Consider the following 14,036-nt stretch of genomic DNA (forward strand, 5'->3'; position numbering starts at 1 on the left):
GCTTACTATAATGTTGAAAGCGAATGGGATTTTCTTGAAGAAATTCCCAAATATATCCAAAAGGAGACTTTGCTATTGGTTAATATTCTTTCTTATTTAGAAAACAGCGCAAAGGCATTTCCTCAGAAAATTGCTTTTGCAGACGACGAAACCGAAATCACATTCAGCGGTCTGAAAAACGCCGCAATGGCGATTGCTTCCCGCATTCTGGAATTGACAAACAGCGAAAGAAACGTACCCGTTGTCGTTCTCCTGAAAAAGAGCGTAAACTGTATCACCGCTTTTATGGGAATCACCTATGCCGCTGATTTTTATACACCGCTGGACAGTACTTCCCCGCAGGCGCGGCTTCTGAAAATCAAGGATACGCTCCGGCCGCGTTTGATCATTACCACAAAAGAACTGCTGCCCGCCGCGCAATCCCTCGGGTTTTGCGAGGAGCAGATTATTCTGATTGAGGACGCGGTAAGCCACAGCATCGACAGCGGGAAAATCGAAGCGGCACTTTCCGGAAAAATCGACACCGACCCGCTGTATATTTTATTTACCTCCGGCTCGACGGGAACACCCAAGGGGGTCACCATCTGCCACCGCTCCGTAATCGATTATATCGAATGGGTCTGCAATACTTTTCATTTTGATGAAAACACCCGGTTTGGGAATCAGGCTCCTTTTTACTTTGACAACTCGATATTGGATATCTATTCCACACTAAAAACCGGCGCAACCACGTATATTATCCCGGAAAAGCTGTTTATTTTCCCCGTTAAACTGATCGAATACCTGAATGAGAAAAAAATCAACACCATCTTCTGGGTACCGTCCGCGCTTATCTACGCGGCAAATTCCAAAATTCTATCGAAACAGATTCCGCAGTACTTGACAAAAATTTTATTCTGCGGCGAAGTGATGCCCAACAAGCAGCTGAACATCTGGCGCCGGGCGCTGCCGGACGCGCTGTATGCAAACCTGTACGGGCCGACGGAAATCACCGATGTCTGCGCGTATTACATGGTTGACCGTGAAATGTCCGACGACGAACCTCTGCCGATCGGTTTTCCCTGCGCCAATACGGATATTATCGTACTGAACGAAAAGAACGAAGCGGTAAAAGGTTCGGAGATCGGTGAGCTGTGCGTCCGGGGAACATCGCTTTCCCTTGGATATTACAACAATCCGGAAAAAACAAGGGACGCTTTCGTGCAGAACCCGCTGAACCCGTATTATCCGGAACTGATTTACCGCACGGGCGATTTGGTGAAATATAACGAGCGCCATGAACTGATTTACCTTTGCCGGCGCGATTTTCAGATTAAGCATATGGGGCACCGGATTGAAATCGGAGAAATCGAAACAGCGGCGCTCTCTCTGCCGAACATGGAAAACGGATGTATCGTCTACGACGAACAGGCAAATAAAATTGTTCTGTTCTACCAGTCCGAAACACTGGATGACGCGGCGGTGCTCGTGGGAATGAGGGACTTGCTTCCGAAATACATGCTTCCGAACCGGCTTATAAAGCTTGACCGCATGCCAATGAACGCAAACGGAAAGATTGACCGGGTGACATTAAAGGAATCTCTAAAAAAATAAATGAAAGAAATGCAGGTTGAAATATATGGAAGAAATTATTAAAATACTGAAGCAGTTCCGGCCGGACATTGACTTTGAAAATCAAAAGAACCTGATCGGGGACGGCCTTCTGGATTCACTCGATATCGTCAGCATTGTATCCGAGTTCGATTCGGAGTTCGATATCGAGATTCCCGTAGAGGAAATCACCCCTGAAAACTTTAATTCGGTACAAGCCATGAAAGAACTGATTGAACGCCTGAAAGACGAGGCATGATGGTTTATGACATTTAACTCGCTGAACTTTTTTCTGTTTTTCCCGGCCGCCGCCATGCTTTATTTTCTGGTGCCCCAAAAATACCAGTGGGTGTTTCTGCTGATCTCCAGTTATTTCTTTTATTTGTTTGCCAACATGAAATTCGGCTTCTTTTTAATCAGCACCACGGCGACAACCTTTTTTGCCGCGAAAGCGTTAGGCGCTGTTTCGGATTACCAGAAAATCACCCTTTTGCAGAATAAGGGCGTTTTTTCAAAGGAGCAGGCAAAAGAATGCAAAGCGATCTGTAAAAGCAGAAAGAAACGGATTGTCGCTGCCGTTGTCATCTTAAACTTCGGCATACTGGCATTTTTAAAATACTTTAATTTCCTGTCGGCCAACTTTAATTTTTTTGCAAAATCCATCCACAGTTCAGCCGGCCTCCCTGTGCTGAAGCTGATTCTTCCTCTTGGAATTTCCTTCTATACCTTTCAGGCAATGGGCTATCTGATCGACGTTTACCGCGGGAAATATCCTCCGGAGCAAAACCCTGCGAAGCTGGCTCTGTTCCTTTCGTTTTTCCCCCAGATTATGGAGGGGCCGATCGGGCGATACGACGACCTTGCCCATCAGCTTTACGAACCGCACGAATTTGATTATGACAACGCGAAATACGGCTTACAGCTCATGCTCTGGGGCTATTTTAAAAAAGTTGTCATAGCGGATCGGGCGGGAATTCTGGTAAATACCGTTTACAGCAGCTATCAAAGCTACAGCGGTTTTCAGCTAGCGATTACGGCCGTTGTTTACGCTATTCAGATCTACGCCGATTTTTCCGGCTATATCGATATTGCAACCGGCGCGGCGCAGTTTATGGGAATCCGTCTTGCACAGAACTTCAACCGGCCGTACTTTTCAAAAACCGTCTCCGAATTCTGGCGCAGATGGCATATCACGCTTGGAACATGGTTTAAGGATTATTTATTTTATCCGCTCTCGCTGTCCAAAGCGGGACTGAACCTCGGCAAATTCGGCAGAAAGCATTTTCACGCGGACTTTGCGAAAAATCTGCCGGCCATCTTTGGCCTTTCGATTGTGTGGCTTACGACGGGACTATGGCATGGAGCCGACTGGCACTATATTGTGTACGGCGTTTATTACGGCCTTTTGATTATTCTGAGTATGCTGTGCAAACCGGTATTTGAAAAAATCAATAACCGACTGAACGTTCATCCCGAGCAGTTCGGATGGAAGCTGTTCCGGGTTGCCCGGACATTCTTCCTGGTATGCCTCGGGTTCATCCTCTTCCGTGCGGATAATCTGCCGACAGCTTTCGGCGTCATGCGTTCTATTTTCTTGATGAGCCGCCCGGCAGTGGGAACTTCTCTTCTGAACGGGGATTTTACAAAGACCGATCTGCTCTTCTTCGTCTTAAGCACCGGTATTCTGCTGGCAGTAAGCCTGCTGCAAAGGAAAATGAATCTGCGCGAAACGCTTGCGCAGAAGAGCACCGCCGTGAGGTGGGCTGTTTACTGTACCGCGGCCCTCTCGGTTGTTTTCCTCGGCGTTTTATCCAGCAACGACCCCACACAGTTCATCTATTTCCAGTTTTAAGATACGGAGAACTCTATGAAAAAATTTATTTGTAAAAGTATATTGTTTTGTTTTCTGATGGTGGCTCTGATAGGCTGCACGGCCGCTTTTATTACCTTCGGCCTGCCGATACAGTTCCATAATACCTATCAGCATGCGTTAAGCGTGCAGTACGATTCCCTGCGGAGGATGCGTTCCCCCAAGGTGGTCATTATGGGGGACTCCGCCGTTCCGTTCAGCCTGAACGCGTCTTTAATGGAAAAGAAAATCGGAATGCCGGTTCAGACGCTTGGCATCCATTCCGGGACGGGTCTCGAGTATATCTTAAATCTTTCAAAAGCCAATATTCAAAAAGGGGACATTATGGTTGTGGAACTGGAGCCTTCCACGGAGGATTCCTTTTCCCCCGGCATCGTTCTGACAGCCTGTGAAAACAATTTTTCCATGTACCGTTATTTTTCTTCCAGCGACTGGAGAAAGGTGGCTCTGTATTATCCTTCTTATTTGATAAAAAAGCTGAAATACTGCATGAATATCCGGGACGGGCAGACGCCCGCCTACAACGGCAATTCCTTTGACCGCAACGGGAATTATGATTATTACCGCGGAAGCTGTACGCTTCCCCGTCATTTGAGCCTGAATAAGGCAAACGAGAAAACCACATTCAACAGGAAAGAGTACAGCGGCCAATTTCTTTCCTTCCTGAACGATTACAACCGTTATTGCAGGGAAAGAGGCGCTACCTTCCTGATTTCCTTTCCGCCGTATCTGAACGAATCGCTTCAATCCTCCGCGCATGACATTGACGATTTACAGCGCAGTCTTTCCCAGCAGCTTGACGCGCCGATCATAACAAAGATTGCCGACCGGAAATATCCCCGCAGGTACATCTATAACAATATCGCCCACTGCAACTCGGCGGGAGCGGATGCCGCTACAAAACAGCTTGCGCGTGAAATTACGATTTATCTGCGCAAGCACAATCAGGAGAGAAAGCCGTTCCGTCAAAACGCAGCACCGGCGAATGGCAGGAAACCCCTTGGAAACGGTTGGCAGATAACCTTTCCGGTCTGAAACAGAGAGAATAAATCGGCGGCAGGAATCACCTGCCGCCGATCTTTATGATCAGGATTTATTTTTAATCATCCTGTTTAATTCTTCCATAAACGTATTGATATCTTTAAACTGGCGGTAAACCGAAGCAAAACGGACATACGCCACTTCGTCTATATCCTTTAGTTTCTCCATTGCATATTTCCCGATCAAGCTGGAAGGGACCTCGCGATCCAGCGAATTCTGAAGCATATTTTCAATTTCATCGACAATCCGCTCCAGCATATCGATTGAAACCGGTCTTTTTTCGCATGCGCGCAGCAACCCGTTTAAAAGCTTGTTACGGTCAAAGGTTTCTCTCGATTTATCCTTTTTAATCACCACAATGGGTACCGTTTCAATAACTTCATAGGTGGTAAAGCGTTTCGAGCATTTTAAGCACTCTCTGCGTCGCCGGATTCTTTCGCCTTCATCGGTCGGACGCGAATCGATTACCTTTGACTCCTCATGGCCGCAAAAAGGGCACCGCATCGTAGGATCACCTCAACAATTCATATTTTGTGTAATTATAACATATTTTATAATTCATTTTCAAGCATTTAATAACAATTATTAGTAAATCAGCGATTCTACTACTTTTTTTGCGGAGGTAAGTTCTTCTACATCCTTAAAATCGCGCCGGTAAACTTCGACAATCAAATCTCCCGCGTAATGATAATCCAGCATCATTCGTGTCAGCGCATCAAAATCCATGATTCCCTTTCCGGGCAGCAGGCAGTCATTTCCCGGCTTATTGTCATTGATATGAACATGAACCAGCCTTTCACCCATTGCGGCGCACATTTCAAAGGGGTCTTCCCCTCCCCGCACAGCCTGTTTAATATCGAGAACAAACGCGCACTCGTCTCTGAGATATTCCCGCATTCTTGTAATAAATTTCGGGTCGTCGCTTCGGAAAAGATTCACATTTTCCTGCGCCACCGTTACGCCGAAGGATTCTCCCAGTTCAAATAACCGGGCATAGTGCTCAAAATATTCATTTTCACTGATCCGGCTGCGCTTATCGTTGCGCTGACCGTGAAGGACCAGAATTTTCGCGCCCAAAAGGTTTGCCGCCTGAAAATACTGCTTATAAAATTCAAGGCCGTCGTTAAAGCGGCGCTCGTAGTCGGAAAACAACAGAAAACTTTCAAAACCGGAGGTGAATGGATGAATGGATTTCACGCAACTGCCGCTCTCTTCCGTCATCTGTTTTAGCTCCCGGAGATAACCCGGCTTTAATTCACTGCTTGTATTGATAAACACCTCAAAAAGGTGGAAATCGATTCCGATCAGCGTTGAGAGTGCCTGTTCCAAATTCATAGGATAAAGGCAAGCTGTTGAAATACCGGAACGCATAAAAAAATCACCTCAAATGAAATTATATCCTGCTAAAAAGGAAATGTCCAGTTTAATCGCGGAAGGACTGGAAACGATAATTGCAGGCAGAGCGCCAATACAGCTCATGGAGAGGATGTTATGCAAAGAAAAAATTTAGATGAAAACGCTTCTCTGCTCAATCACATTTACAAAACGACGCAGTTACGGCTGGATGCAGCGCAAATGATCCTTCCTCAGGTTTGGAACGAACCGCCGCTTCGCCGCCAGGTGGAACGCCAGAAGTCGGATTATCTTACCCTTGCCGAGAAAACAAAGCAAATGCTGCGTGAAAACGGAAGAATGCCCGATTCGGAAAAATTTCTGAAAAAAGCAGTTCTTCGGAGTTCTATCCGGATGAACACGCTTGCAAATAAAAAACCGACGCACATGGCGAAAGTGATGATTTCCAGCACTGCGGCGGGAATTTCGGAGATGACAAAAAGCCTGAACCGCCTTGACGGTGCCGAAATTTCAACGAAAAAGCTTGCGGAAGATTATATTTTGAACGAGCAGAAAAACATTGATGCGTTAAAGAAGCCCACCTGGTACGCTTGATTTCACCGCGTCATTTCATTATAATATGTGAGCGGGGCCTGTACGCTCCGCACTTTACATATAGAGGGGTAAATTTTCATGGGTTTGCTGAGCGCAAGCAATTTAAATAAATCTTTTGGCACGGATGTGATTTTCAGCGGCGTTTCTTTTGAGGTGCAGGAAAACGACCGGATCGGACTCGTAGGCGTGAACGGCTCGGGCAAGACCACCCTGCTGAAGCTTCTGACCGGGGAACTCCAGCCGGACGCGGGCGATATTTTTAAAGCGAACGCAACGGTGCTCGGCTACATGGAGCAGCACGTCTGCCGCGATCTTGACCGCAGCGCCTATAACGAAGTATTAACCGTTTTTTCGGATTTACTGCGGCTGGAAAAGGAACTGGAGGAAATCAACCTCCGCCTTCAGGCAAAGCCGAAGGATCTTGACCGGCTGGTGGAAAAACAGGCGCTCCTGAACGACCGTTTTGTTGCCATGGGCGGCCTTACCTGCCGCGGCAGGGCGCGTTCGGCTTTATTGGGGCTGGGATTTGACGACGAACAGATGGCAATGCCGATCGGCGTGTTAAGCGGCGGGCAGAAAGCGAAGCTGCAGCTCGCAAAAATGCTTTTGTGCGGCGCGAACCTTTTGCTTTTGGACGAGCCTACCAACCATCTGGACATTCCGTCCGTGGAATGGCTGGAAGACTTTCTGCGCTCCTATTCCGGCGCCTATCTTGTTATTTCCCATGACCGTTATTTTCTGGATAAAATCACCAACCGCACGTTTGAAATGGAAAATCAAAGGCTTACCGTCTATAAAGGGAATTACAGCACTTATCTTTCACAGAAAGAGGAAAATGACCTGGCGGCACAGCGAAAATACGACAATACGCAGAAAGAAATCAAGCGGATCGAGGGAATCGTTACTCAGCAGCGCCAGTGGAACCGGGAAAAGAATATTAAAACCGCGGAAAACAAATTAAAGATGATCGACCGGCTGGAAAAGACGCTGGAAAAACCCGATGAAAAACCGGACAGCATCCATTTTGATTTCGGCATCAGCCAGCGCGGCGGAAACGACGTTCTGTCGGCGGAAAACCTTGCGTTAAGCTTCGACGGCAAAAAGCTGTTCGAAAACGTAAATCTGGAAATTCACCGCGGGGAGAGGGTGTTTCTGATCGGGCCGAACGGCTGCGGAAAAACTTCCCTGCTAAAAACGATTTTAGGAATTTATACGCCGGATGCGGGGGAATTCCGCTTCGGCGCGGGAATCGACGCAGGCTATTACGATCAGATTCAGGCAGGCCTCCACCCGGAAAAAACCGTTATCGACGAAATCTGGGATTCCTACCCCCGCATGACGCAGACGGAAATCCGAAACGCGCTCGCCGTATTTTTATTTAAGGGCGACGATGTATTTAAATCGGTCTCGGCGTTAAGCGGCGGCGAGCGGGCCCGGGTGCTGCTGCTCCGGCTGATGCTCTCCCGCGACAATTTCCTGCTGCTCGACGAACCGACAAACCATCTAGACATCGGGTCCTGCGAAGCGCTGGAAGCCGCGCTGCAAAGCTATGAGGGCACGCTGTTTATTGTGTCGCATGACCGGTATCTCATTAATAAAATCGCGGACCGGGTCTATCATCTGGACGAAAACGGGACGCAGGAATTTATCGGCAATTACGACCAGTACATAGCGGCAAGCCGCGAAAAGACAGCAGAGGAAGCGGAAAACACCGTTGTTAAGCCGAACGAATACAAGCTGCAAAAGGAACGGAACGCGGCGATCCGGAAAGAAAAGGCGGAAATGCGGCGCCACGAAGCGCAGATTGACGAAATCGAGACGGAGATCGGCGAACTGGAGCAGGAGCTGTTAAAGCCGGAAGTGGCGAGCGATTATCAGGCCGCTATGGAAATTACGGAAAAAATCAGCGCGTTAACCCGGAAGAACGATGAATTGTATCAGCAATGGAGCATTCTCGCCCAAAAGTATGAAGAATAAAAAAGAGCCCGGCTTCCGCCGGGCTTGTCTCAAGCGATTCAGTTTTGTTTTACGGGTTTAAATTGATCAAGCTGGGCAATAAAATCTTTTCCTTCATCGCTCGGAACCTCAATGGTTACCGGCTGTGAAAGGTCCATGCTGAAAACGCCCATTATGGATTTGGCGTCGATCTTGTATTTATCTGTAGTCAGGTTTATCGGAAAGGTATAGCTGTTTGTCAATGTAACAAATTTTTTTACAGCCTCAATGCTTGACAATACGATAGAAGTTGTGTACATCAGATTACCTCCATATACAAAATTCGTATCTTATGATATAGCACTACGGCATTTTGGTCAATATCAATAATCACCAGACATTTTGACAAATAGCAAAATTAAATATTCAAATTTTTAAAAGGGGAAAAAATGAAAGTTTCTGTTATTACGCTCGGATGCAAAGTAAATCAGTATGAATCGCAGGCAATGTTGTCCCAGCTTACTTCCGCGGGTTTTTGCGCCTGCGACACGGAAGAGGAAAGTGACGTTGTGTTAATTAATTCCTGTACCGTAACGGCCATGAGCGACCACAAAGTTCGGCAGACGCTTCACCGCGCGCGGCGCAAAAACCCGGACGCCGTCATCGTGCTGACCGGCTGTATGCCGCAGGCTTTTCCCGAAGCCGCAGAGGAACTGCACGACGCGGATATTGTCCTTGGGAATTCCAACCGCTCCTCGCTTCTTCCGGACATTCTGAAATACCTCTCCTCGCGGCAGCGTATTGTGGATATTGTCCCCCACGAAAAGGCGGCCGGTTTTGAGGCGATGAACGTCAGCCGGTTTTATGAACGAACCCGCGCTTTTATAAAAATTGAAGACGGCTGCAACCGCTTCTGCTCCTATTGTATTATTCCCTACGCGCGCGGAAGGGTGCGCTCCAAACCCATGGACGAGCTGAAAAAGGAGATCGGCGAAATCGCCGCAAACGGATATCGGGAGGTCGTATTGACCGGAATAAACCTTTCCGCTTACGGACAGGAGATCGGAATGCATCTCTGCGACGCCGTAGAAGCCGCCTGCGCGCCCAAAAGCATTGCAAGGGTACGTTTAGGCTCCCTGGAGCCTGAACAGCTCAGCGAGGACGTGATCGCCCGTTTGAGCCGCCAGAAAAAGCTCTGTGCGCAGTTCCACCTGTCGCTGCAAAGCGGCTGCGACGAAACGCTGCGGCGCATGAACCGGCATTACAATACGGATGAATACCGTACCATCGTTAAAAATCTTCGCGCGGCATTTCAAAATGCCGCCATAACAACGGATATTATGGTCGGATTCCCCGGGGAAACCGAGGAGGAATTTCAGAAATCACTGGACTTTGCGAAGGAAATCGGCTTTGCGAAGGTGCATGTTTTCGCGTATTCCCGCCGCCCGGGAACCAAAGCGAACGACGCGCCCGGCCAGATAACGCAGGCGGTAAAGGAACAGCGCAGCCGCCGGATGATCGAAGTAACCCAAAAAACAAAAGAGGACTTTTTCACCCGGCAGATCGGTTTAACCGAACCGGTTCTCTTTGAGCGCGAATGTGAAAAAGGGGTTTACGAGGGCTACACGGAAAACTATACCCCGGTAAAAACGCACAGCGGCGAATCCCTTTCCGGGCGTATTGTCCCGGTAAAAATCACGCAGGCACTGAACGACTTCTGTATTGGGGAACGCTAAGACTTGTTTACAAAATAAACAAAACTGTGGCCGACAAGAAAACAGGAACTTTTTGTATTCGGGTATTTCGGACGAAAGCAGGATTTTAACCGAAACAAAATTCTGGATTTCATAAACAAAACTTATTTCAGCATTTTCATCACATTCTGAACTTCTTCCTTTGTCTGATCGGTATTCAGGTAATCCCAGGAATAAAACATAAATCCGTCACAGGAGGCCTTTCGGCCCGTTTCAACCTGCCGGGCCAGAATATTATTCGACTTTTTCCAGGTCCCGCTGTCCGCGTCGGAACCGCTTTTGTAAACGGCAAGCCCGAGGTACAGTTTTACATTTGTGTTCACCACCATCTTGCGCCAGCTCTGCGCGGCCGTATCGAACGGCAGAACCGGATTTTCGAAGTTCACATAAAGCTGGGGGCAGATGTAATCGACATATCCGCGCGCACTGCACCAGGAGACAACGTCGGCACCCATATTTTTATCGTTCTGAACGTTGCCCTGCGGCGCGATTCCGAACGGCAGGTTCGGCTTGACCGTCTTGATTTCACTGTACACAAGCGACACCAGCGCATTGATATTCCCCTGCCGCCATTCCAGAAGGCCGACCGGCGTACCGCTTTTGGAAGCGCCGGCGCAATAGGCGTCATACGCGCTTTTATCAAAGGAAGCGTCCTGCGTCGGATAAAAATAATCGTCGAACTGAATCCCGTCTACATCATAGTTTTTCGCAATCTCCTTGGCGCCGTCCGCAATAAGCCTGCGAACCTGCGGGTAGGCGGGATTGTAATATTTGCCGTTCGGGCAGTCCACCGTCCAGCCGGCTTTTGAAGGATCGCTCTTCCATGTATTATAATAGTTCCCCTGCGCCAGAATGGACGGCGTTGCCGACGTTTGTATACGCAGCGGATTCACCCACGCGTGAAGTTTCATGCCCGCCTTATGCGCCGACGCGGCCATTACCGCGAGCGGGTCGTAGCCGGGGTTCACCCCCTGTGTACCGCCGACCACATGGCTCCACGGATAATACGCCGACTTATACAGAGCGTCGCCGAACGGCCGTACCTGCACAATCAGCGTGTTCATTCCGCAGTTTTTCGCTCCGGATACGATCGCATCAAATTTCTTTTGAAAGGCCGCCTCGCTTTTATCGTCGCTTTTGCTCATATCCAGACTCATATACGGCACCCATACCGCGCGCATTTCATTGGCGGGCGCCTTTACCTCCTCGGTTGGAACAGATGCGGCCGCAGGCGCCGTATCCGGTTCCGGTATGCTTTGTGCTTCGGCGGAGGCCGTACCGATATTCGGCTGAAAAGCGGAAGGCGCGGCCTGCGAAGAAACAGCGGAAATCGCCCCGCCCTTTCTGTTTTCAATATTCAACGCCATGGAAACGGCAATCGCCGCCGCAAGCAGGCATACGCAGACAAAGATGCTGTGCCGGTCGAAAAGCTTGATTACCATAGAAACCCCGTCCTTTCATTTTGCTGTTCCGCTTTCTGTTTCCCCGGGATATTTGTTGACAGAAATGGCTCCATAGTGTAGGATACAATTTAATACATTCCGTTGGGGGCATGCTTATGTTTTTTATCGTTGGAATAACCACCGGTACGCACGATCTGGGAAGAAGAAAATGCGGATTTTTTTCCTGCTGTTCAACAACCGGAGCGATGGCGGCGGTTATCTGTACCTTTCAGCAGTTTACCTTTTTCTTCATTCCCCTGTTCCGTTTCAGCAAACGGTATTTTGTCACCTGCCCCAACTGCGGCGCGGTTTACGAGCTTTCGGTCGATGAAGGAAAACGCATTGAAAAAGAGTATACGGCCGAAATTGATCCGGGTAAAATGTATCTCGTGCAGGGCGCTTACCGAAGGACCTGTCCGCATTGCAACAGCCCTGTTGACCAAAGCTGCAAGTATTGCCCCAACTGCGGCGCAAGCCTGCGATAAAAGGGAGGAAAAGACATGCCTTATTATATATACTGGTGTACTTACCTGATTATTATTAATTTCATTGCGGTCATTGTAACAATCATCGACAAACAGAACGCGAAAAAGCAGCGGTGGCGCGTTCCGGAAGACGCCCTGCTTTTTCTCTCCGTTATCGGCGGCTCCGTCGGCATGCTGCTTACCATGTATGCGATTCACCATAAAACGCATCACAAAAAGTTTATGTACGGTATCCCGGTTATCATCACGCTGCAGCTGGTGGTAGCAATGTATCTGTTAATCCGTTGAAAATCCGTCCGGATTCATACATAATCTAGGGAATACGCTGGGAGTGTCGAAAAACTTGTCAGGCATCGAGAAATCGTGCAAGACAAGGCGGCAAGCGCGGCAAATGAGGGAGCATACTTGCTGTATGTGATCATAGCCACTACAAAGCAGTTTTTTTGCAGACCCCTCGCGAAGCCGTTTGGACGAGCAGAAGGCTCGATGTAACCGTCCCGTGGAGGAGCGCCGCTTTTGCGGCGCGGGGGAACGGCGAAAGACGCTGTGCGTCCGACTTTATCGACAGCCTGAGGAATACCCCGCCTCCGGATTTCATATACTGTTAGAAACGGCATCTGTTAACAGCCGTACGGTGATTATGAATGAAAAGGTGTGATGGGTTTGGTAATACATACTGTCCGACAGGGTGATACCCTATATGCTTTATCGAGAAAGTACGGTGTCACCGTTCAAAAAATCATAGCCGATAACAGTCTGGAGAATATCGACCATCTTGTAATCGGCCAGGCAATCGTGATTGACGTGGACAGTGTGCGCCACACGGTATTGCCCGGTGAATCGCTGTATTCCATTGCGCGGATGTACAATACGACGGTCTTCCGGATATTAAGCGCAAATCCGGGGATTACCGACCCTTCCGCAATCAGCGTTGGCCAGATTATCATCATTCCGTTTGCTACTGAAAAATTAGGAACGATGGAAGCAAACGGCTACGCGCTAACCGATATCGACAATGCTACGCTGGAAAAAACCCTGCCGCATCTAACCTACCTAAGTATCTTCAGCTATCGTGTCAAACCGGACGGCAGCCTGGCTCCCATTCAGGACGGCCCTCTTATCGAGGCGGCCCGGCGGCAGAGCGTTGCTCCTATGATGGTCATTACAAACACAAAAGAAAGCGGGGGCTTCGGAAGCGAACTTGTGAATACCATTCTGACGAGTGAATCCCTTCAGAACACCCTTCTGGATAATGTTGCAAGCATTATGAAGGAGAAGAATTATTACGGGCTGAATATTGACTTTGAATACATATTCCCGAGGGACAAAGAGAATTACAATAACTTCCTCAGAAAAACGGTTAACCGCATGCATTCCCTCGGGTATATTGTAGTAACGGCTCTTGCGCCGAAGACGAACGGAAGCCAGCCGGGGCTTCTGTATGAAGCGCACGACTACGCGACCCACGGAATCCTGGCCGACCATGTCATCCTGATGACCTACGAATGGGGATATCTGATGGGGCCGCCCCGGGCGGTTGCCCCTGTTAATCTGGTGGAAGACGTACTGGTGTACGCTGTGTCTGTCATGCCGAGCAAAAAGATTTTCATGGGAATCCCGAATTACGGTTATGACTGGACACTGCCCTTTGTCAGAGGTACCGCGGCGCGCCCGCTGACCAACGTCGGCGCGGTCAATCTTGCCGCACAGGTCGGCGCGCGCATCCAGTTTGACCAGACGGCGCAGACCCCGTTTTTTAATTATTACGACAAAAGCGGGCGCCAGCACATCGTCTGGTTTGAAGACGCCAGAAGTATCGAAGCGAAACTGAAGCTGGTCGGCAAATACAGTCTCGGCGGGGTAAGCTACTGGACGATCAACAGCTTCTTCCCGCAAAACTGGGTGGTACAGGACAATATGTTTGACACAAAAAAAGTTTTATAGCAAAAAAGGACTTGGCCGGCCGGCCAGG

14 protein-coding genes are annotated in these 14,036 nt (G+C 48.8%); 10 read left to right on the forward strand and 4 right to left on the reverse strand.

Going from position 1 to position 14,036, the window contains the following annotated elements; all coding sequences use genetic code 11:
* Positions 1-75 precede the first annotated feature (75 nt).
* From OUY18_RS07270 to OUY18_RS07285, 4 genes are read left to right on the forward strand one after another with little or no spacing between them, the layout of a single operon-like run.
* Positions 76-1,593, forward strand: a complete 1,518-nt coding sequence (locus OUY18_RS07270) for an amino acid adenylation domain-containing protein (protein ID WP_268058096.1) — start codon at positions 76-78, stop codon at positions 1,591-1,593.
* Between the two features lie 25 nt (positions 1,594-1,618).
* A complete protein-coding gene (locus OUY18_RS07275) occupies positions 1,619-1,849 on the forward strand; it encodes an acyl carrier protein (protein WP_268058097.1) in 231 nt (76 codons plus the stop codon).
* Between the two features lie 6 nt (positions 1,850-1,855).
* Complete coding sequence (locus OUY18_RS07280) at positions 1,856-3,442, forward strand: MBOAT family O-acyltransferase (RefSeq protein WP_268058098.1); 1,587 nt, start codon at positions 1,856-1,858, stop codon at positions 3,440-3,442.
* 15 nt (positions 3,443-3,457) lie between these two features.
* Positions 3,458-4,495: a hypothetical protein gene (locus OUY18_RS07285; protein WP_268058099.1), complete on the forward strand. Its 1,038-nt coding sequence runs from the start codon at positions 3,458-3,460 to the stop codon at positions 4,493-4,495.
* 51 nt (positions 4,496-4,546) lie between these two features.
* On the opposite strand, the gene nrdR is transcribed toward OUY18_RS07285, so the two are convergent.
* Positions 4,547-5,005 (reverse strand): transcriptional regulator NrdR, encoded by a 459-nt coding sequence (nrdR, locus tag OUY18_RS07290; RefSeq protein WP_268058100.1) that lies wholly within the window; start codon positions 5,003-5,005, stop codon positions 4,547-4,549.
* A gap of 81 nt (positions 5,006-5,086) precedes the next feature.
* A complete protein-coding gene (locus OUY18_RS07295; RefSeq protein ID WP_268058101.1) occupies positions 5,087-5,872 on the reverse strand; it encodes a sugar phosphate isomerase/epimerase family protein in 786 nt (261 codons plus the stop codon).
* A 120-nt stretch (positions 5,873-5,992) separates the two neighbouring features.
* Between OUY18_RS07295 and OUY18_RS07300 the strand changes: the two genes are divergently transcribed.
* Together OUY18_RS07300 and abc-f are read left to right on the forward strand one after the other, a co-directional pair.
* Positions 5,993-6,448: a hypothetical protein gene (locus tag OUY18_RS07300; protein WP_268058102.1), complete on the forward strand. Its 456-nt coding sequence runs from the start codon at positions 5,993-5,995 to the stop codon at positions 6,446-6,448.
* A 78-nt stretch (positions 6,449-6,526) separates the two neighbouring features.
* Complete coding sequence (gene abc-f / locus OUY18_RS07305) at positions 6,527-8,425, forward strand: ribosomal protection-like ABC-F family protein (RefSeq protein WP_268058103.1); 1,899 nt, start codon at positions 6,527-6,529, stop codon at positions 8,423-8,425.
* A 38-nt stretch (positions 8,426-8,463) separates the two neighbouring features.
* Here abc-f and OUY18_RS07310 read toward each other — a convergent pair whose 3' ends face one another.
* Positions 8,464-8,703: an HPr family phosphocarrier protein gene (locus OUY18_RS07310; protein WP_268058104.1), complete on the reverse strand. Its 240-nt coding sequence runs from the start codon at positions 8,701-8,703 to the stop codon at positions 8,464-8,466.
* 129 nt (positions 8,704-8,832) lie between these two features.
* Here OUY18_RS07310 and mtaB point away from each other — a divergent pair, with 129 nt between their 5' ends.
* Positions 8,833-10,119, forward strand: coding sequence for a tRNA (N(6)-L-threonylcarbamoyladenosine(37)-C(2))-methylthiotransferase MtaB (gene mtaB, locus OUY18_RS07315; RefSeq protein WP_268058105.1), 1,287 nt, complete (start codon positions 8,833-8,835; stop codon positions 10,117-10,119).
* Between the two features lie 122 nt (positions 10,120-10,241).
* Here the strand turns inward: mtaB and OUY18_RS07320 are convergent, their stop codons facing one another.
* Positions 10,242-11,579 carry a glycoside hydrolase family 10 protein gene (locus OUY18_RS07320; RefSeq protein ID WP_268058106.1) on the reverse strand — a complete coding sequence of 446 codons (1,338 nt, stop codon included), beginning with the start codon at positions 11,577-11,579 and terminating at the stop codon, positions 10,242-10,244.
* Positions 11,580-11,695: 116 nt separating this feature from the next.
* Between OUY18_RS07320 and OUY18_RS07325 the strand changes: the two genes are divergently transcribed.
* From OUY18_RS07325 to OUY18_RS07335, 3 genes are all read left to right on the forward strand, one after another.
* Positions 11,696-12,064, forward strand: a complete 369-nt coding sequence (locus OUY18_RS07325) for a zinc-ribbon domain-containing protein (protein ID WP_268058107.1) — start codon at positions 11,696-11,698, stop codon at positions 12,062-12,064.
* Between the two features lie 15 nt (positions 12,065-12,079).
* Positions 12,080-12,352 (forward strand): DUF1294 domain-containing protein, encoded by a 273-nt coding sequence (locus OUY18_RS07330; protein WP_268058108.1) that lies wholly within the window; start codon positions 12,080-12,082, stop codon positions 12,350-12,352.
* A gap of 375 nt (positions 12,353-12,727) precedes the next feature.
* Positions 12,728-14,008, forward strand: coding sequence for a LysM peptidoglycan-binding domain-containing protein (locus OUY18_RS07335; RefSeq protein ID WP_268058109.1), 1,281 nt, complete (start codon positions 12,728-12,730; stop codon positions 14,006-14,008).
* Positions 14,009-14,036 lie beyond the last annotated feature (28 nt).

Origin of the sequence: Caproiciproducens galactitolivorans (genome assembly GCF_026672255.1) — a bacterium.
GTDB classification, from domain to species: domain Bacteria; phylum Bacillota; class Clostridia; order Oscillospirales; family Acutalibacteraceae; genus Caproiciproducens; species Caproiciproducens galactitolivorans_A.

Excerpts from the sequence above, each read along its gene's own strand:
- OUY18_RS07275 (WP_268058097.1), top strand. The coding sequence starts at position 1,619 with ATGGAAGAAATTATTAAAATACTGAAGCAGTTCCGGCCGGACATTGAC.
- OUY18_RS07280 (WP_268058098.1), top strand. The coding sequence starts at position 1,856 with ATGACATTTAACTCGCTGAACTTTTTTCTGTTTTTCCCGGCCGCCGCC.
- OUY18_RS07285 (WP_268058099.1), top strand. The coding sequence starts at position 3,458 with ATGAAAAAATTTATTTGTAAAAGTATATTGTTTTGTTTTCTGATGGTG.
- nrdR (WP_268058100.1), bottom strand. The coding sequence starts at position 5,005 with ATGCGGTGCCCTTTTTGCGGCCATGAGGAGTCAAAGGTAATCGATTCG.
- OUY18_RS07295 (WP_268058101.1), bottom strand. The coding sequence starts at position 5,872 with ATGCGTTCCGGTATTTCAACAGCTTGCCTTTATCCTATGAATTTGGAA.
- OUY18_RS07300 (WP_268058102.1), top strand. The coding sequence starts at position 5,993 with ATGCAAAGAAAAAATTTAGATGAAAACGCTTCTCTGCTCAATCACATT.
- abc-f (WP_268058103.1), top strand. The coding sequence starts at position 6,527 with ATGGGTTTGCTGAGCGCAAGCAATTTAAATAAATCTTTTGGCACGGAT.
- OUY18_RS07310 (WP_268058104.1), bottom strand. The coding sequence starts at position 8,703 with ATGTACACAACTTCTATCGTATTGTCAAGCATTGAGGCTGTAAAAAAA.
- mtaB (WP_268058105.1), top strand. The coding sequence starts at position 8,833 with ATGAAAGTTTCTGTTATTACGCTCGGATGCAAAGTAAATCAGTATGAA.
- OUY18_RS07320 (WP_268058106.1), bottom strand. The coding sequence starts at position 11,579 with ATGGTAATCAAGCTTTTCGACCGGCACAGCATCTTTGTCTGCGTATGC.
- OUY18_RS07325 (WP_268058107.1), top strand. The coding sequence starts at position 11,696 with ATGTTTTTTATCGTTGGAATAACCACCGGTACGCACGATCTGGGAAGA.
- OUY18_RS07330 (WP_268058108.1), top strand. The coding sequence starts at position 12,080 with ATGCCTTATTATATATACTGGTGTACTTACCTGATTATTATTAATTTC.